This is a genomic window from Bradyrhizobium sp. CIAT3101, assembly GCF_029714945.1.
Lineage (GTDB): Bacteria > Pseudomonadota > Alphaproteobacteria > Rhizobiales > Xanthobacteraceae > Bradyrhizobium.
This window is the reverse complement of sequence record NZ_CP121634.1, coordinates 4,428,987-4,445,719: the sequence shown is the minus strand read 5'-3', so window position 1 is coordinate 4,445,719 and position 16,733 is coordinate 4,428,987. Positions and strand designations below refer to the sequence as shown.

At 64.8% G+C, this 16,733-nt stretch carries 17 protein-coding genes and 1 pseudogene; 4 read left to right on the top strand and 14 right to left on the bottom strand.

Annotated features, from left to right (window positions below; translation table 11 throughout):
* Positions 1-55: 55 nt before the first annotated feature.
* Together QA645_RS20945 and QA645_RS20940 are read right to left on the bottom strand one after the other, a co-directional pair.
* On the bottom strand, positions 56-1,453 hold the full coding sequence (locus QA645_RS20945) for a LysM peptidoglycan-binding domain-containing M23 family metallopeptidase (RefSeq protein ID WP_254131674.1): 1,398 nt from the start codon (positions 1,451-1,453) through the stop codon (positions 56-58).
* A 109-nt stretch (positions 1,454-1,562) separates the two neighbouring features.
* A complete protein-coding gene (locus QA645_RS20940; RefSeq protein WP_254131675.1) occupies positions 1,563-2,213 on the bottom strand; it encodes a protein-L-isoaspartate(D-aspartate) O-methyltransferase in 651 nt (216 codons plus the stop codon).
* A gap of 241 nt (positions 2,214-2,454) precedes the next feature.
* Between QA645_RS20940 and QA645_RS20935 the strand changes: the two genes are divergently transcribed.
* Positions 2,455-2,826: a response regulator gene (locus tag QA645_RS20935; protein ID WP_283052746.1), complete on the top strand. Its 372-nt coding sequence runs from the start codon at positions 2,455-2,457 to the stop codon at positions 2,824-2,826.
* A gap of 20 nt (positions 2,827-2,846) precedes the next feature.
* Here QA645_RS20935 and surE read toward each other — a convergent pair whose 3' ends face one another.
* Positions 2,847-3,614 carry a 5'/3'-nucleotidase SurE gene (surE, locus tag QA645_RS20930; protein WP_283052744.1) on the bottom strand — a complete coding sequence of 256 codons (768 nt, stop codon included), beginning with the start codon at positions 3,612-3,614 and terminating at the stop codon, positions 2,847-2,849.
* 182 nt (positions 3,615-3,796) lie between these two features.
* Here surE and QA645_RS20925 point away from each other — a divergent pair, with 182 nt between their 5' ends.
* Positions 3,797-4,555, top strand: a complete 759-nt coding sequence (locus QA645_RS20925; protein WP_283052742.1) for a hypothetical protein — start codon at positions 3,797-3,799, stop codon at positions 4,553-4,555.
* Here the strand turns inward: QA645_RS20925 and QA645_RS20920 are convergent.
* The 11 genes and pseudogenes from QA645_RS20920 to QA645_RS20870 all read right to left on the bottom strand — a co-directional run bounded on the left by QA645_RS20920 (position 4,549) and on the right by QA645_RS20870 (position 15,198).
* Positions 4,549-4,914 carry a hypothetical protein gene (locus QA645_RS20920; RefSeq protein WP_283052741.1) on the bottom strand — a complete coding sequence of 122 codons (366 nt, stop codon included), beginning with the start codon at positions 4,912-4,914 and terminating at the stop codon, positions 4,549-4,551. The genes QA645_RS20925 and QA645_RS20920 overlap by 7 nt on opposite strands.
* 138 nt (positions 4,915-5,052) lie before the next feature.
* On the bottom strand, positions 5,053-6,384 hold the full coding sequence (serS, locus tag QA645_RS20915) for a serine--tRNA ligase (RefSeq protein ID WP_254131680.1): 1,332 nt from the start codon (positions 6,382-6,384) through the stop codon (positions 5,053-5,055).
* Between the two features lie 198 nt (positions 6,385-6,582).
* Positions 6,583-7,395 (bottom strand): twin-arginine translocase subunit TatC, encoded by an 813-nt coding sequence (tatC, locus tag QA645_RS20910; RefSeq protein ID WP_254131681.1) that lies wholly within the window; start codon positions 7,393-7,395, stop codon positions 6,583-6,585.
* The gene (gene tatB, locus QA645_RS20905) at positions 7,392-7,910 is read right to left on the bottom strand and encodes a Sec-independent protein translocase protein TatB (protein ID WP_283052738.1); all 519 of its coding nucleotides are present in this window, start codon (positions 7,908-7,910) and stop codon (positions 7,392-7,394) included. The genes tatC and tatB overlap by 4 nt, the downstream gene beginning before the upstream one ends.
* 88 nt (positions 7,911-7,998) lie before the next feature.
* On the bottom strand, positions 7,999-8,232 hold the full coding sequence (locus QA645_RS20900; RefSeq protein ID WP_027529733.1) for a twin-arginine translocase TatA/TatE family subunit: 234 nt from the start codon (positions 8,230-8,232) through the stop codon (positions 7,999-8,001).
* A gap of 166 nt (positions 8,233-8,398) precedes the next feature.
* Positions 8,399-9,151 (bottom strand): SMC-Scp complex subunit ScpB, encoded by a 753-nt coding sequence (scpB, locus tag QA645_RS20895; protein ID WP_283052734.1) that lies wholly within the window; start codon positions 9,149-9,151, stop codon positions 8,399-8,401.
* Positions 9,152-9,172: 21 nt separating this feature from the next.
* Positions 9,173-10,012 carry a ScpA family protein gene (locus tag QA645_RS20890; RefSeq protein WP_254131684.1) on the bottom strand — a complete coding sequence of 280 codons (840 nt, stop codon included), beginning with the start codon at positions 10,010-10,012 and terminating at the stop codon, positions 9,173-9,175.
* A 62-nt stretch (positions 10,013-10,074) separates the two neighbouring features.
* Positions 10,075-10,242, bottom strand: a pseudogene (locus QA645_RS20885) (beta-hexosaminidase); the annotation flags it as partial.
* A 256-nt stretch (positions 10,243-10,498) separates the two neighbouring features.
* Positions 10,499-12,049, bottom strand: a complete 1,551-nt coding sequence (locus QA645_RS20880) for an SPOR domain-containing protein (RefSeq protein ID WP_283053277.1) — start codon at positions 12,047-12,049, stop codon at positions 10,499-10,501.
* 141 nt (positions 12,050-12,190) lie between these two features.
* Complete coding sequence (gene argS, locus QA645_RS20875; RefSeq protein WP_283052732.1) at positions 12,191-13,981, bottom strand: arginine--tRNA ligase; 1,791 nt, start codon at positions 13,979-13,981, stop codon at positions 12,191-12,193.
* Positions 13,982-13,989: 8 nt separating this feature from the next.
* Positions 13,990-15,198 (bottom strand): deoxyguanosinetriphosphate triphosphohydrolase, encoded by a 1,209-nt coding sequence (locus QA645_RS20870; protein WP_283052730.1) that lies wholly within the window; start codon positions 15,196-15,198, stop codon positions 13,990-13,992.
* 109 nt (positions 15,199-15,307) lie between these two features.
* On the opposite strand from QA645_RS20870, the gene erpA reads away from it, so the two are divergent.
* Together erpA and QA645_RS20860 are read left to right on the top strand one after the other, a co-directional pair.
* Positions 15,308-15,637: an iron-sulfur cluster insertion protein ErpA gene (erpA, locus tag QA645_RS20865; RefSeq protein ID WP_212300782.1), complete on the top strand. Its 330-nt coding sequence runs from the start codon at positions 15,308-15,310 to the stop codon at positions 15,635-15,637.
* A 282-nt stretch (positions 15,638-15,919) separates the two neighbouring features.
* Positions 15,920-16,702 (top strand): alpha/beta hydrolase, encoded by a 783-nt coding sequence (locus tag QA645_RS20860; protein WP_283052726.1) that lies wholly within the window; start codon positions 15,920-15,922, stop codon positions 16,700-16,702.
* Positions 16,703-16,733 lie beyond the last annotated feature (31 nt).

Genomic DNA, 16,733 nt, shown 5'->3' with positions numbered 1-16,733 from the left:
CAAGGCGGGCGACAACTGCGTTCTTGCGGCGAGAGCGAGAGCCTGACGTCAGCGCTCACGCGCCGTTCAGGAATTGAAGCGGGTCAACCGGGCTAGATCCCTTACGGATCTCGAAGTGGAGCTGCGGCGACGCCACCTCCCCGGATTGACCCGACTTGGCAATGACCTGACCGCGCTTGATAGGATCGCCGCGCTTCACCAACAGCTCACTCGCATGGGCATATGCGGTGACGTAGCCGTTGGAGTGCCGAACCAGGACCAGATTGCCGTAACCCTTCAGCTCGTTGCCCGAATAGGCAACGACGCCGTCTTCAGCCGCCTTGACCGGCGTCCCCTCGGGCACCGCGACGTTGATGCCGTCGTTGGACTTGCCGTTGGTCTTGGCGCCGTAGCTCGTGATCACCTTGCCGCGCACCGGCCAGCGGAAGGTCGGCAGCGAGCTGGTGGTCTCGGCCGCTTTCGCCGGCGCCGTCTCGGCGGGCTTCTCTTCGATATTGGTGTTGGCCTGGGCCAGGCGCGCGCTCTGCGCGGGCTGAGCAACGGCGGCCATCTTGGTGGCGGCAACCGGAGCTGCCGCGACCGGCTGCAGTGCAGCCGCCACAGGGGCCGCCGCGACAGGAGCCGGAGCGAGCGGAGCCGCAACCGCCGCCGTCTTGGCGCCCGGCACGGTCAGCTTGGTGCCGAGCTTGAGCTTGGCCGAGGGCTCGAGACCATTGGCGCGCGCGAGCTCGGCCGCGGAGATATGGTTCTTGCGCGCGATGCTGGCGAGCGTGTCACCATGATTGACGAAGTGGAGGCTCGGCGGTGCAGCGACGGCAGCAACCGGCTTCGGCGCCATCGCCGGAGCCGCAGCGACCGGAGCCATCACCGGCGCGGGCGCCGCAGCCGTTGCACCGGGATGCGGGATGACCAGTTGCTGGCCGGGCGAGAGCGCGCGCGGACCCTTGTAGCCGTTGGCGGCCATGATCGCCTGCGGGCTCACATGGTAGCGCTTGGCGAGCACGTCGAGCGTATCGCTGGTGCCGACGATGATCTTGGTCCCACCGGCCGGCTGGGCGGCAGCGACCGAGCGCGGCGGCACGGTGCCGGTCGCCTCAAGACGCGGCTGAGCCGGCGGCGGCGTGTAGGAGCCGAGGCCACGACCGCCTCCGGAGACGCCCCCACCCGCTGCAACCGGATAGGATTGCGGCGCGGCAACCGCCGGCGGCGGCAAGGCCTGGGACTGATAATAGCCGGGCTGGGTCTGCGGCCGCGCATATTGCGGCAGCTCACGCTGCGGCGGCGGGGCCTGCTGGACCGAACCGGTCGAGTCCGAGAAGGGGTTGGAGAAGTTCGCCTGGGACAGTCGCGACTGTGTGTCGGCACTGCACCCCGCGAAGCTCAAGGAAATCAGCGCCAGGACCGCGACCTGCGGTACGCGGCGCGAGTAAAGCAACTCGGCGACAACAGACATGGTTACTCACTCGTACGCAACAGAACTGGTCTTTTAAGTAAACACGCGTCGAGTAAATAACGGCTTAACCCTCCCAATAAGACCTTGGCAGCGCAGCTGATCCGGAGTTCTACAGCTCCCGCGCCACTCCCGGCAGCGCCGGCACGAAACGGACCTCGACGAGTTCCCTGCGTTCGATCCCGGCTTCGGTCCGGCGCAGACGGGTCAGCGTCTGCACGCCCTGATGCGGGCCGACCGGCGCGATCAGGATGCCACCGACCTCGAGCCGCTCGACCAGATTCTCCGGAATCTGCTCCACGGCGGCCGTGACGATGATCCGGTCGAACGGGCCGATGTTCGGCGGCAGATTGAGGCCGTCGCCGAGCATCACCTCGACGTTGTGACAGTTGAGCTTCTCGAGTCTGGCGCGCGCCGCATCAGCGAGCTTGCGGTAGCGCTCGACCGTCAGCACCTCGCGCGTCAGCCGCGACAGCACAGCAGCCTGATAGCCGGAGCCAGCCCCGATCTCGAGCACGCGGTGGCTCTTCTGGAGCTGAAGCTGCTCGGTCATATAGGCGACGACGAAGGGCTGGCTGATGGTCTGCCCGCAGGCGATCGGCAGCGCGCTGTCACGATAGGCAGCGTCGCGATCGGCGGCCTCGACGAACAGATCGCGCGGCACCTCTTCCATGGTCCGCAACACGATCTGATCGCTGATGCCGCGACGCCTCAGCGTGAGCTGAAACATCATCTTTTCCGGCGGGGGCTGATTGGAGGTCATCGCTGCTTATATCGTCTCGTCGGAGGGCCGGATCATCGCACGCGTCGCTCGGGCCCGGGCGAGAATCCTGTTCCTGCTCTGGAACCTATGATAGCCTTTTGCTGCGGTATTTGACCATAAATTGGCTTGCAGCGGGCGCACCGCAAACGCCGTTTTCGGGCGTCAGCTGGCCGAAACGCGCATTGCGTCGATTCATGTTATCTGCGAACGTTTTCCAGAGATGGGCAAGGACTCAACGACAATGACCGCGACCGGGCTTTCGGGCCGCTCTGTATTCCTCGTCGAAGACGAGGTCATGATCAGAATGATGGTCGCGGATATGCTGGAAGAGCTCGGTTACAAGGTCGCGGCCGAAGCGGGCGACATCAACGAGGCCCTGCGGCTGGCCCAGGCCACCGAGTTCGACATCGCCATTCTCGACGTCAACGTCAATGGCAAGGTCATCTCGCCGGTTGCCGATCTGATCCGGGAAAAGGGTTGCCCGTTCATCTTTGCCACCGGCTACGGCTCGTCGGGCCTGCCCGAGCAATACCGCGACCGGCCGGCGCTTCAGAAGCCGTTTCAGCTCGACGCGCTCGGCAAGACCATCGAAGCCGCGCTTCGCAGCAGCTAGCCGCTGTTTCCAGATCGTCCTTACTTTAACGTCGCGCTCAGCTCTTCGGAAAACGCTTCATTGGTGCGGTCGAGCCGCAGCGGCGTGACCGAGACGTAGCGCTCGCGCAGCGCCGCGAGATCAGTGCCTTCGGCCGGCGTGTCCATCATCGCCGCGCGTTCGAAGCCGATCCAGAAATAGGGATTGTTGCGACCATCCCTGCGTTCGTCGATCCTGAGGAAGCCGAGATTGCGCTTGCCCTGCCGCGTGACGCGAATGCCGAGCACCTCTTCCGGCGTACAGGACGGAAAGTTGACGTTGATGACGGTGTCCTTCGGGATGCCGGCCTTGATCACCTTGCGCAGGATATCGGGACCGAATTTGCGCGCGGTATCCCACGGCGGCCGTTCGCGCGTCTCGACGCTGAATTCCTGCGAGAGCGCGAATGACGGAATCCCCAAGATGGTGCCTTCGAGCGCGCCCGCGATGGTGCCGGAATAGACCACATCCTCAGCAACGTTGCGGCCCTTGTTGACGCCGGAGAGCACGACATCCGGCAGCTTGGCGCCAAGGATATGGCGCGCGCCCATGATGACGCAGTCGGTCGGCGTGCCGCGCACTGCGAAGTGCCGAGGCCCGACTTCGCGCAGGCGCAATGGATCGTTCAGCGACAGCGAATGCGAAACGCCGGACTGATCAAGCTCGGGCGCCACCACCCAGACGTCGTCGGACAGCGCGCGTGCGATCTCCTCCACGACCTTGAGGCCGGGAGCGTGGATGCCGTCGTCATTGGTGCAGAGAATGCGCATGCCGGTGGTCGATTCCTGAACTGGGGTCAGGCCGTCTTATCCGGCTATGGCGGATCAGGCAAACCGGCTGCAGGCGGGAATTCGGCTGACGCAATGCAGGTCTCTTCTGTGATCTAGCTCATTGCGGCGCCGCAACACCGCATCCTAGTTTTACCGCGCATTTTCAGGCGACCGGGCACCGAATGACCCGCTTTGCAGCCGCTATCCTCCTCGGTTTCGGCCTCTGCGTGACAGGCGGCGGCTGGGCCCAGGATTCGGGACCTGCGGACCGCTGCTTTCCCTGGCAGGAGTTCCGCAACGGCGTCTGCGCCGCCAAGTCGGCCCCCGTTGCGCCCGCGCCAGCTCCTGCAGCGCCGGAGCCGAGCCCACCTCCTGCCCCGGCCGAGACCAATGCGACGACCTCGCCGCTCGCCTGCCCACCCAACTCCCATGTCGAGGGCGGCGCCTGCATCACCGACATCGCACCACCCTCCGTCCCACCGCGTGCGCTGATCACCATCACTTGCGTCGGCGGCACCGCGAGCGATGGGCGATGCACCTGCCCGGCCGGATTCGAGTTGATGGCGGCGGGGCCAGATCCGGGCGGCACCTGCGTGCGAGCCAATGCGGACAATTGCCTTGGTGGCCAGATGACGGTCGCCGGCGCTTGCCTGTGCAACGGCCAGGTCACGATGTCCGGACAGGTCTATGATCTCGAATTCCTACGAGGCAAATGCGTACCAAAACGCTGTCCGCGCGATGGCCCTTGCGTCACGGCTGCGGTGAAGCCGGATGCGGATACCTCATCAAGATTGTCGTCGGACGAACGGCCGAGCGACTGCGGCCACGGCAAGGTCGCAACGCGCCACGGCTGTGCGCCGGCACGGCGCCGCTCACGCGCGATGGACACAAACAGCGACTTCCGGATCAGCCCGGCCTATCCAGGCCCGATGCATTATTGACGGCGGACGCGCCATTGCGGCAGGAAGCGCGCAAGCTTGCCCTCCGCGCGCAGCTGCATCGCCGGCTCGGCGGGGCTGACGGCATGTGTCTCAATCACCCCGAGCGTCTTCAGCTGCGCAACCAACGGGGCCGACTCGGGCGTCTCTGCAAAGCGCTCACGCGCGACCGTCACCGCCTTGTCAAAATCCTCGACGTTGACGCCCGGCTTGGCGCGCCGGCTTTGCACATACGCGTCGTCCCAGAGCCGCGCGATGCCGATGTCGAGCACGCCGCGCAAGCGCTGGTCGACGGCCTGGATGCCGGCACCTGTCACCGCCCATTGTCGGCCGACCCAGAAGATGTCGCGGTGCAAGGCCATGGACGATCGGTTCGCGTTGACGGATGGCCAGCAGGATAACCGGCCGCCCGATCTTCGCAACCAAACGTTTCTGCGTTTCAGACGGGTAACGCTTTTTCTTGACGCGAACCGGTTCCCACTTCGCGCGAAAACGCTTCGTTATTCGCGCGCGACCACCTTCAAGCCGCCCATATAGGGCTGAAGCACGCTGGGCACCGCAATCGAGCCGTCCTCCTGCTGATAGGTCTCCATCACGGCGATCAGCGCGCGGCCGACCGCCGTGCCGGAACCGTTCAGCGTGTGCACGAAGCGCGGCTTGCCGTCGGGCCCGCGCGAGCGCGCATCCATGCGCCGCGCCTGGAAATCGCCGCAGACCGAGCAGCTGGAAATCTCGCGGAACATGCCGCCCTCGCCCTGCCCGGGCATCCACACTTCGATGTCATAGGTTTTCTGCGACGAGAAACCCATATCCCCCGCGCAGAGCGTCATCACCCGATAATGCAGGTCGAGCTTTTGCAGCACCTGCTCGGCGCAGGACAGCATCCGTTCCAGCTCGTCCTTGCTGGTCTCGGGCGTCGTGATCGAGACCAGCTCGACCTTGGTGAACTGGTGCTGGCGGATCATGCCGCGCGTGTCGCGCCCCGCAGCGCCCGCCTCGGCGCGGAAGCACGGCGTCAGCGCGGTGAGCCGCATCGGCAGCTGCTTCTCGTCGAGAATGGATTCGCGCGCGAGGTTGGTGAGCGAGACTTCCGCCGTCGGGATCAGGCCGAGGCGCTCGGTCTTCAGCCGCTCATGATCGGGCGACGCGAGCAGCTCGCCCTTGATCGCCCAGAACTGATCGTCCTCGAACTTCGGCAACTGCCCGGTGCCGAACATCACCTCGTTGCGCACCAGCAGCGGCGGGTTGATCTCGGTGTAGCCGTGCTCATTCGTGTGCAGGTCGAGCATGAACTGCCCGATCGCGCGTTCGAGGCGCGCCAGCCCCTTCTTCAGCACGACGAAGCGTGCGCCGGAGAGTTTTGCCGCCGCCTCGAAATCCATGTAGCCGAGCGCGGTGCCAAGATCATCGTGCAGCTTCGGCGCAAAGCCGTAGTTGCGCCTGGCGCCGAAGACGTGGTGCTGGACGTTGCCGTGCTCATCGACGCCATCGGGCACTTCATCGAACGGAATGTTCGGGATCGCGGACAGCTCCTTGATCAGCTCATCGTCGGCCGCCTTCGCGGCGGCCTCGAGCTCGGGCATCGTGGTCTTGAGCTCGGCGACTTCAGCCATCAGCTTGGCCGCACGCGCCTCGTCCTTGGCCTTCTTGGCGTCGCCGATTTCCTTCGACGCAGCATTCCGTCGCGCCTGCGCCTGCTCGGAAGCCAGGATCGACGCGCGCCGACGCTCATCGATCGCGAGCAGAGACGCCGACAGCGGCTTCAGGCCCCGCCGGGCGAGACCGGCGTCGAAGGCTTGCGGATTGTCGCGGATCGATTTGATGTCGTGCATGGCGGCGGTCCTGAGGCTTGTTGCAAACTTTCAACGCCAACGTTGTAAGTCAGCAATGACTGGCATCCCCTAGCACAGCTGTCGTCACCCGCGAAGGCGGGTGACCCAGTATTCCAGAGACGGGAGCGATTCTCCGAGAGGCCGCGGCGTACTGGATTCCCCGCCTTGGCGGGGAATGACACCGGTGGGCGAGGCGCCCTACTCCGCCGGATTGGCCGGCGTCGATACGTCCGTGCCGGTAGTCGTCTTCGAGGCGGCTGCCTTCTTCTCCACCATCGAGACTGCGATGATCGAGCCCTCGTACAGCGCAAGCAGCGGAATCGCGAGCGAGCACTGGCTGAGGATATCCGGCGGCGTCAGGACTGCCGCGATGATGAAGGCCAGAACGATGAAATAGCGGCGCTTCTCGCGCAGCATCTTGGACGTGATGATGCCGACCCGCCCGAGCAGCGTCAGGATCACCGGAAGCTGGAAGGCGATGCCGAAGGCGAAGATCAGCGACATCATCAGCGAGAGATATTCGCCGACCTTGGGCAGAAGCTGGATCTGCGCGGTCTCATCGCCGCCCATCTGCTGCATGCCGAGCGAGAAGCGGACCAGCATCGGCAGCACAACGAAATAAACCAGCGCCGCGCCAAGCACGAAGAAGAACGGCGTCGCGACCAGATACGGCAGGAAGGCCTGCTTCTCGTGCTTGTAGAGGCCGGGCGCGACGAACTTGTAGATCTGCGTCGCGACGATCGGGAATGAGATGAAGCCGGCGCCGAACAGCGCAAGCTTGAGCTGGGTGATGAAATATTCCAGCAGCGCCGTATAGATGAACTTCGAGTTCTCGGCGCCCGCGACCCACACGAACGGCCAGACCAGCACGTTGTAGATCTGCTTGGCGAAGAAGAAGCAGAAGATGAAGGCTACGCCAAAGCCGAGCAGCGCCTTGATCAGCCGCGACCGCAGCTCGATCAGATGGTCCATCAGCGGGGCTTTGCTGGCCTCGATATCGGCGTCGCTCATGACGCTTTGGCGTCCTTGATCGCTTCGGATGGCGCCGTGTCTTGAGTAACAGTGTCCTGTGCGACCGGCGCCTGCTCGACTTCACGGGTGATGGCGAGCGGCTCATTCACGGCCGAATGCGCTTCCGTTTCCACGAAGGTCTCCGGTGTCGGGGCTTCCGGCGTGGTCGGACTTGCCGGCGGTTCGACGGCAGTTGTCGTGGGCGTCTCAGCCGGCTTGTCGAGCGCATCGACGCGAAGCGCGTCGCTGACGTCCTTCTGCAGCGAGGTCATCAGACCGCCGCCGGTGAAGCCGGAGGCGGCTTCCTTGACCTCGTCGAAGCTCTTCTTGAGGTCGGCCATCTCGGCCTCGCGCATCGCTTCCTGGAACTGGCCCTGGAATTCGGCAGCCATTTTGCGGGCCTTGCCCATCCATTGGCCGACCATGCGCAGCACGCCCGGCAGCTCTTTCGGGCCAATGGCGACCAGGGCCACGACCCCGATCAGAACCAGCTCACTCCAGCCGATGTCGAACATGACGTCTTCCGTTCACGCAAAGCCACGATCGGCCCAATCCCTCACGCGCAGGATCGGGTCCGCTTCCCGCGTCTCGCGTGCTCCTGGCTCAGACGGCCTTGCTGCCGACGTCGGATCGCGCCGCGGTCGGCGCGGCATTGTGCTCGATGGACTTCGAGGGCTCCTGCTTCTCGGCGGGCTTGTCGTCGTCCTGCATGCCCTTCTTGAAGGCCTTGATGCCCTGCGCCACGTCGCCCATCAGATCCGAAATCTTGCCGCGGCCAAACAGCAGCAGGACCACTGCGATCACCAAGATCCAGTGCCAAATGCTAAGTGAACCCATCCTGCAACCCTCCAAACGCGCATGGCCGGGACCCGGCCGATCTTGACCGGAACGTAGGCTTCGCAGGCCTCAAAAACAAGGACCAAGGCAGCGCCAATTCGCTGTTGGCGCTACGTAATCTTGCTAGTGTTAACTGGTCGCAGGGGGCCCGTGGAAGAGCGGAGGATCACTCCTCGCTCCCGCCCTCGCCGCCCTCATTGCCGCCTTCCGGCGGCGTCTCGGGCTCGGCCGCGGGCGCCAGCGCCAGATCGAGGTCCTCGCCCGGTTCCAGGGGATCCTCGTCCTCACGCAGCGCCGGGTCATCCGAGGGCGTCGGTACGCTGAAGCCGGTCGGCAGGCGCGAATCCAGCAGGCCGGTGCCCTTCAGTTCCTCCAGGCCCGGCAGGTCGCCAAGCTGTTCCAGGGTGAACTGCGACAGGAAGTCCTCAGTGGTTCCGAAGGTCAGCGGGCGGCCGGGCGTCTTGCGACGACCGCGCGGCTTGATCCAGCCCGTCTCCAGCAGCACGTCGAGCGTGCCCTTGGAGGTGACGACACCGCGGATCTCTTCGATCTCGGCGCGCGTCACCGGCTGGTGATAGGCGATGATCGCCAGAACCTCGATCGCCGCGCGCGACAGGCGGCGGGTCTCGGTGCTCTCGCGCGTCATCAGCCAGGACAGATCGCCGGCGGTGCGGAACGTCCATTTGTTGGCGACCCGCACGAGGTTCACGCCGCGCAAGGCGTAGTCGGCCTGGAGCTGCTCAAGCGCGGCCTTGACGTCGACGCCCTCGGGCATGCGCTTGGCCAGCGTCGCCGTATCCAGTGGTTCATTCGAAGCAAACAGCAGCGCTTCCAGCAGCCGCAATTCTTCGGGACGTGCCTGGGACTCGTTCTCCATCGGCTCGGCCTCTTCTACCCGCACTTCAGCCAGGCTTGCCATGGCAGCTTCTCCTTCTTGCACTTAACCGACCGGCGCATCGGGCGCAGGAGCTGCGTCCACGACCGGCTTCGGGCGCCCCTTCCGGAAATAGATGGGCGCAAACGCCTCTTTCTGGTTCAGCTCGAGTTGACCTTCGCGCACGAGCTCAAGCGCAGCGGCGAAGCTCGAGGCGAACACCGTCGCACGCTGCGTCGGATCGGCGACGTGACGGACCAGGAAATCGTCGAGCACGCCCCAATCGTCCTGTTCGGTGATGCTGCCGACCAGCCGCTCCAGCGTGGCGCGCGCCTCGGCGAGCGACCACACCGTGCGCTTGGCCAGATGCACGCTCGCCAGCACGCGCGACTGGCGCTGGGAGGCATAGGCCGTGAGCAGGTCGTACAGCGTCGCGGTATATTTCGGATGCCTGATCTCGGCGATCTGCTCGGGCTCACCGCGCGGGAAAATGTCGCGCAGCAATTGCTGCCGGTTCATCAGCCGGTTGGCGGCTTCGCGAATGGCTTCCAGGCGACGCAGACGGTTGGCGAGCGCGGTTGCCATTTCCTCGGCGCTCGGACCTTCCGCACTCGGCGGCTCCGGCAGCAGCAGGCGCGATTTCAGGAAGGCAAGCCAGGCGGCCATCACGAGATAGTCGGCGGCAAGCTCGAGCCGGATCTTTCGCGCAGCTTCGATGAAGTGGAGGTACTGGTCGGCCAGCGCCAGGATCGAGATCTTGGCGAGATCGACCTTCTGGTTTCGCGCCAGCGCGAGCAACAGGTCGAGCGGACCTTCATAGCCCTCGACGTCGACGACCAGCGCCGGTTCATCCTCGGCCAGCTCTGCGGGCCGCCCGGTTTCAAACGATAGGATTTCTGCGGTCATGCGGATGCCGTGGTTGCGGTCAATGCGTCCAGTTCCGCATTGTCATTGCTGTAAGGCGCCGTGTCGCAGCCGGCTGCGAAGATGGCGCGAATTCGCCCGGCGATGCCTCCGGACAGCGCGTTCATCGGCACGTCATCACTCATTAACAAACCCTGGAACCCGACTGCACTGCGAATCACCTGAGCAATCATTGTCGCAGAAGTCGTCATTGGATGGGCGGGCTCGGCAGCGCCATCCACGGGAATGCTGAGGTCGCCGCGATTGGTCGCGGTTACCCCAATAGCGATCGATTCTCTAAGCGGCACCGGGACTTGCGTGCCAATTCCGATGCGGCGACTGAAGGGAATGAAGTCCCATGGGCATTCAGCACGGCCAAACGCCCGCCTGGCGGCGGTCAGTTCCGTTCCGGATGCGCCGGTATTGAAGGCCCGCGTGCTCATAGGGGCCGATTAACCTTGCCCCGGGAGGGGGTCAAGGAAACGGCCGCTAATTCCTCTGGACGAAGCAGGACGGCAGACCAGCCGACTTCAGATTGTTGCAGGCCTGCACCGCCTCGTCGGCCGAGCCATATGGTCCGGCGAAGGCGCGGTAGACGATCCCCTTGCCCTTATCGGTCAGATCGACGCGCTTGATGACCGGCGAACGGCCGCCGAGGACACTGCCGTATTTGCTCTGCAGCACCCGGTAGGACGCGGCGGCACTATCCTCGCTCTGCTGCGAGGACACCTGCACGACGAAGCCACCGCCGCCGCCGGGCGCGGGCGCGATTTGGGTCGGAGTGTTCGCCGCCATCCGCTGCGCCGGCTCGGCGGGCCCAGCCTGCGGCGCCAGCGAGAGCGGCTGGTTGGCGCTGGCATTAGCCGAGGTCGGCGGCGTACGCGGTGCGGCCGGTACAGCGACAGGCTTCGGCGGTGCGACCGGTTTGGCTGCTGACGCAGCGGCGGTCTGCGGCACGGCGCTGTCGGTCTGATCACCCTTCACGGCCACGGTCTTGATCGAGCGCGGCGCACTGTTCGGCATCGTCCCGTTGCTCGGGACCGGACCGGCATTCTGTGGCGGAATGTTGGACGGCGACACGCTCGCAACCGGCGGCGGGTTCGCATTCGGATTCAGCGGCGGAAACACCACGCGGGGACCTGCCGCCTTGGCATTGACATCGACGGGCGCCTCCTCGCGCGGCACGATCTTCTCGCTGCCGTCGCCGCTCACCATGCGGTCCGGCACCTTGGCCGAGGAGTCCGACGGCGCCGGCACGATCTTGGTCGGCGTGTTGTCGGCCTTGATGATCGGCGGCTCGCCGCTGCGGGGCGAGCCGATATAGGTCTTGTAGGCGAAGGCCGCACCAGTTCCGACCACGGCCAGCGCGAGGATCGCGGCAACCGTCATCATGCCGCCGCGCGATTTCCTGGGCTCGTCGAGATCGGCCTCGGGATAGTCGCTCTGGAACGCGTAAGGGTCGTCCGGATAGGCCGGCTCACGCTGAAAATCCTGCTCGCCCGACTCGAGCCGCCCATAGAGCGCATCATCGTAGCGTGCAGGATCGGGCTGCTCGTACGCTTGTTCCTGGGCCGGCTCCTGATGGTAGGCCTGCTGTTGGTAAGCCTGATCCTGGTAGGCGCGATCCTGATAGGCCTGCGGCTGATGAAACTCAGGCTCCGGCGCAGCCGGCTGGGCTGAATAGCGATGCAGGGGATGAACGGGATTCACGGCGACGGGATAGTCGGGCTCGGGCGCCGGCTGCGGCTGCACGTTGGCGCGCCGCATCCACGACGGCGGCCCCGGCTGCGGCGCGGCCGCCTGCTCGGCATAGTCCTGCTGATAGCCGTCCTGCGAATAATCGTCGTCCTGATAAGTTTGCGCAGGCGCTGGCGCTGCTGCCGGCGGCGCACCTGGGCGACCCTGCGCTGCGAACGGATCGGTCTGTCCGATCAGGCGGGCGAGTTCGGCCAAGGGATCGGTCTCCGCTCTCCCATGCTGATCGCCACCGCGACCAAAGTCGTCGGAAGGAAACGGTCGGTGCTGATATCGTTCGGCCATCGTGATGATGCGTCCCTTCGGGAAAGCCGCGCGCCCCTCGACCAAGGCGCGGCTTTCGACCCACAAGGCTTTCAACCAAGTCTAAGCGATCCGGCTTCTGCCGGTACCCCCAAATATTCCCCTTAAGTAGTTCGCCCCAAACTACCGCATCTCGTCCGGAGCATGGACGCCGAGGATGGCGAGGCCCGATGCCAGGACAGAGACGACGCCCTGGACCATGGCCAGCCGCGCCTTTGTTAGAACTGCATCATTATTGATAATGAAGCGTAAATAGGGCAAATCGCGCCCCTTCGTCCAAAGTGCGTGAAATTCGCTCGCTAAGTCATAGAGATAAAAGGCAATACGGTGCGGCTCGTGGGCCGCGGCGGCGGCTTCCAGCATGCGAGGATAAATTGCGAGGCGCTTGAGAAGGTCGAGTTCGACAGGGTCGGACAGCCGCTCCACCGCCGACTCACTGAGCCAGGCGATCCGCTTGTCGGCATCCTCGGGGAGTTCCGGGAACACCTCAGCCCGCGCGTTGCGGAAGATCGAGTGTCCGCGGGCGTGGCCGTACTGAACGTAGAACACCGGGTTGTCGCGCGACTGTTCCATGACCTTGGCGAGGTCGAAGTCGAGCACCGCGTCGTTCTTGCGATAGAGCATCATGAAGCGAACGGCATCCTGGCCGACTTCATCCACCACCTCACGCAAGGTGACGAAGTCCCCGCTCCGCTTGGACATTTTCACCGGTTCGCCGTTGCGCAGCAACTTCACGAGCTGGACGATCTTGACGTCGAGCTCCCCCTTGCCGGAGGTCGTCGCCTTCACTGCGGCCTGCATACGCTTGATGTAGCCGCCGTGATCGGCGCCCCAGACGTCGATCATCTCCGCAAAACCACGGTCGAACTTGTTCTTGTGGTAGGCGATGTCGGAGGCGAAGTAGGTATAGGAATTGTCCGACTTGATCAGCGGACGATCGACGTCGTCGCCGTAGGCGGTCGCCTTGAACAGCAGCTGCTCGCGGTCTTCCCAGTCCTCGACCGGCGCGCCCTTCGGCGGCGGCAGGCGGCCTTCATAGATGTCGCCCTTGGCCTGCAGGAACGAGATGGTCTCGGCAACCTTGTTGTTGCCGCTCTCGATCAGCGAGCGCTCCGAGAAGAACACGTCGTGGCGGATGTTGAGCGCAGCGAGATCGCCCTTGATCTCGTCCATCATCATCGCGATCGCCTTGGCCCGCACCGTCGGCAGCCATTGCGCCTCGCTCATCGCGAGCAGCTTGTCGCCATGCTCCTTCGCCAGCGCTGCGCCGACCGGCTTCAAATAGTCGCCCGGATAGAGCCCCTCCGGAATAGCACCGATATCCTCGCCGAGCGCCTCGCGATACCGCAGGAACGCAGAGCGCGCGAGCACATCGACCTGGGCGCCGGCGTCGTTGATGTAATATTCGCGGGTGACGTCGTGGCCGCCGAACTGAAGCAGGCTCGCCAGCGCGTCGCCGAACACGGCGCCGCGGCAATGGCCGACATGCATCGGTCCGGTCGGATTGGCCGAGACGTATTCGACATTGACCTTGGAGCCGCCGCGGACGCGACCGTAATCAGCCCCCTCGCGCAGCACCGTGCGCAGCGCCTCGGCCCAGGCCGCCGGGTTCAAGGTCAGGTTGATGAAACCGGGACCGGCGACGTCGACCTTGTCAATCAGTGCGTCGGCGCGAAGCCGCTCGGCGATCTGCTCGGCGAGGTCCCGGGGCTTTGCCTTTGCCTCTTTCGCAAGCACCATGGCGGCGTTGGTCGCCATGTCCCCATGGGTCGCATCGCGCGGCGGCTCGACCACCACGCGCGAGAAATCGATGCCCTCGGGCCAGTTGGCTTCCGCCGCGAGCGCGCGGCAGGCGGCGTGCACGCGTGCGAGCACGTCGGCGAACAAATGCGGGGCTGAGGATGTGTCGGGCATGGCGCCGCCTAACGCAAATCCGGGGTCGAGTCAAAGAGCCGCTGGTGCTCGGTCAGGGCGAAACGGTCGGTCATTCCGGCAATGAAATTGCCGATCCGGCGGGCCCGGTCGCCCTCGTCGTCCGCCTCTGCTCCGACCAGCCATTCCGGCGGGAGGTCGGCTGGTGATGTCAGGTACTTTGCGAACAAGTCGAACAGGATCTGTTCCGCCTCCGCCATCACCCGCACCACCCGCTTGTGGCGGTACATGTGCCCGAAGAGGAAGCGCTTGATGGCGGCCTCCTCTGCGGCGACCTCCGCCGGGAAAGCGACCAGCGCCCGGCTCTGCTGGCGGACGTCCTGGGCCGACTGCGGCCGGACGGCGGCGATGTTCTTCTGCGCCTCCGCAAACACCGCGCCGATCAGGTGCGAGATCAGCTCGCGCACCAGCTCGGCCCCACGCCTCACGTCTTCGAGATCGGGATAATGCGCCGAGGTCTCGGCGATGATCTCGGCCGTGAGCGGCATCACCTTGAGATCGTCGAGGTGGAATAGACCCGCGCGCAGGCCGTCGTCGATGTCGTGGGCGTCGTAGGCGATGTCGTCGGCGATCGCCGCGACCTGGGCCTCCAGCGAGGCGAAGCTCCACAATTCGAGGTCGTAGCTCTTGATATAGTCGGCGATTCCGACGGGAATGCCGTGCTCGCGATAGCGCCCGACCGGCGCACCGCTGCGGTCGGTCAGCGGGCCGTTGTGCTTGACAATGCCTTCGAGCGACTCCCAGGTCAGGTTCAGCCCGTCGAACTCGGGATAGCGGTGCTCCAACGAGCCAACGACGCGGAGCGCCTGGGCGTTGTGGTCGAAGCCGCCGAAGTCCTTCAGGCAGGCGTCCAGCGCCCGCTCGCCGGCATGGCCGAACGGCGGATGACCGAGATCATGAGCGAGCGCCAGGGTTTCCGTGAGGTCCTCGTCGAGCCCCAACTGCCGGGCCAGCGCGCGGGCGATCTGCGCCACCTCCAGCGAATGGGTCAGCCGGGTGCGGTAATGGTCGCCCTCGTGGAACACGAACACCTGGGTCTTGTACTTCAGGCGGCGGAACGCGGTGGAATGGATCACCCGGTCGCAGTCCCGCCGGAACGGGCTGCGGGTCCGGCTCGGAGGCTCGGCGACCAGCCGGCCACGGCTGCGCTCGGGGTCGCAGGCATAGGATGCGCGGGGGTCAGCCATTCCGACGGACACGACGAATTTAGTCCCTATCCATTTGATTCTGCGTATCCTTGCACTTAACTATGCCGGACGCGGGATACCAAATGAATTGGCTATGACGCGGGCCTATCGGAGACGAACTATGACCACCCCTGTGACCATCAGTGACCGCGCCGCCCGCCGGATCGGGGAGATCCTCAAGGGCGAAGGCACAGGCGCGATGCTGCGCATCTCGGTCGAGGGCGGCGGCTGCTCCGGCTTCCAGTACAAGTTCGACATCGACCGCGACCGCACCGACGACGATCTCGTGATCGAGCAGGAGAACGCGGTGGTGCTGGTCGATTCCGCCTCCCAGCCGTTCCTGGCGGGCTCGCAGGTGGATTTCGTCGACGATCTGATCGGCGCCTCGTTCCGCGTCAACAATCCCAATGCGACGGCGTCCTGCGGCTGCGGCACCAGCTTCTCGATCTAGCCGAACTCAAAATCCGTAAAACAACCCCATGCACCGTAGCCGGCCAGTCGGCACGGTGAATTTCGTATTTTACGAAAACAATTTGACCCGTCGGGCAAAACAGGGGTAACGTATCATCATCGCCAGTTCCCCAGAACTGGTGGGCTCGATACAACCCAATGTCGAAGCGGCCCCTCCCGCAGCCCAATCCTTCGCGACAAGTTCGAATCTCCACAGCGCTGCCGCTTGGACTAAGGTCTCGCCAGAGACACCCGGACATGTCGGTGAATACGGAGGTGATCCATGAAACTCGCGCGTGATGGCATCCAGCTTTCCTTCGACATCGCCGGGACGGGATCGCTGCAATTTCTGTTCGTCCATGGCCTCGGCGGCGACCGCACGCATTTTGCGCCGCAGATGGCGTATTTCGCCCGTCAAGGTCGGGCGTTGAATGCCGAGTTGCGGGGGCATGGTGAAAGCGACAAGCCGGAACAGGTGTATTCGATCGAAGGCTTCGCCGATGATCTCGTCTGGCTGTGCAACCGACAGCAGATCACAAAGCCGGTCATCGTGGGTCAGAGCATGGGTGGCAACATGGCGCTCGAAATCGCCGCACGCTATCCGGATTTTCCTGCGGGCCTGGTGCTGCTCGACTCCGGGGTGTTCTTCCCTGCCTCAGCAGGCACGGTGTTCACCGGCTATTTGGAAGGCCTGAGCGGGCCGAACTTTACGGACGAGGCGCGGAAAATTGTGGCGGACTCCTGTCTGCCGACGGACGCCTGCCGCGCCCATGTTGAACAGACCTTCCTGGCGACGCCACAGCACGTGCTGGTGTCCACGTTTAAAAGTCTGTTCCCCTGGGATGAGCATCGGGCGCGTGAGTGCGCCCAGGCGTGCCGGGTCCCGGTGCTCTACATCGAAGCGGCCCATCGGCTTGCGGATCTGGATCGTTTTGCGGCGCTGTGCCCGCAATTGGTCACGGCCAAGGCCGTCGGCTCCGGGCATTTCCTGTCGCTGGAAGTGCCGGAGCAGATCAACCCGATGATCGACCGGTTTATCTCGCTCTACGTGCGAGGACCCGAGTAAGCTTCGGCCCCATATCCGGCCCGAGGCTGTG

What these genes read in the sequence shown, in the direction of transcription:
- serS (WP_254131680.1), bottom strand. Translation starts at nt 6,384, where the DNA reads ATGCACGACATCAAATCGATCCGCGACAATCCGCAAGCCTTCGACGCC.
- QA645_RS20880 (WP_283053277.1), bottom strand. Translation starts at nt 12,049, where the DNA reads ATGGCCGAACGATATCAGCACCGACCGTTTCCTTCCGACGACTTTGGT.
- QA645_RS20860 (WP_283052726.1), top strand. Translation starts at nt 15,920, where the DNA reads ATGAAACTCGCGCGTGATGGCATCCAGCTTTCCTTCGACATCGCCGGG.
- QA645_RS20900 (WP_027529733.1), bottom strand. Translation starts at nt 8,232, where the DNA reads ATGGGTTCACTTAGCATTTGGCACTGGATCTTGGTGATCGCAGTGGTC.
- QA645_RS20945 (WP_254131674.1), bottom strand. Translation starts at nt 1,453, where the DNA reads ATGTCTGTTGTCGCCGAGTTGCTTTACTCGCGCCGCGTACCGCAGGTC.
- QA645_RS20920 (WP_283052741.1), bottom strand. Translation starts at nt 4,914, where the DNA reads ATGGCCTTGCACCGCGACATCTTCTGGGTCGGCCGACAATGGGCGGTG.
- scpB (WP_283052734.1), bottom strand. Translation starts at nt 9,151, where the DNA reads ATGGCAAGCCTGGCTGAAGTGCGGGTAGAAGAGGCCGAGCCGATGGAG.
- QA645_RS20925 (WP_283052742.1), top strand. Translation starts at nt 3,797, where the DNA reads ATGACCCGCTTTGCAGCCGCTATCCTCCTCGGTTTCGGCCTCTGCGTG.
- tatB (WP_283052738.1), bottom strand. Translation starts at nt 7,910, where the DNA reads ATGTTCGACATCGGCTGGAGTGAGCTGGTTCTGATCGGGGTCGTGGCC.
- tatC (WP_254131681.1), bottom strand. Translation starts at nt 7,395, where the DNA reads ATGAGCGACGCCGATATCGAGGCCAGCAAAGCCCCGCTGATGGACCAT.
- argS (WP_283052732.1), bottom strand. Translation starts at nt 13,981, where the DNA reads ATGCCCGACACATCCTCAGCCCCGCATTTGTTCGCCGACGTGCTCGCA.
- QA645_RS20940 (WP_254131675.1), bottom strand. Translation starts at nt 2,213, where the DNA reads ATGACCTCCAATCAGCCCCCGCCGGAAAAGATGATGTTTCAGCTCACG.
- QA645_RS20935 (WP_283052746.1), top strand. Translation starts at nt 2,455, where the DNA reads ATGACCGCGACCGGGCTTTCGGGCCGCTCTGTATTCCTCGTCGAAGAC.
- QA645_RS20890 (WP_254131684.1), bottom strand. Translation starts at nt 10,012, where the DNA reads ATGACCGCAGAAATCCTATCGTTTGAAACCGGGCGGCCCGCAGAGCTG.
- erpA (WP_212300782.1), top strand. Translation starts at nt 15,308, where the DNA reads ATGACCACCCCTGTGACCATCAGTGACCGCGCCGCCCGCCGGATCGGG.
- surE (WP_283052744.1), bottom strand. Translation starts at nt 3,614, where the DNA reads ATGCGCATTCTCTGCACCAATGACGACGGCATCCACGCTCCCGGCCTC.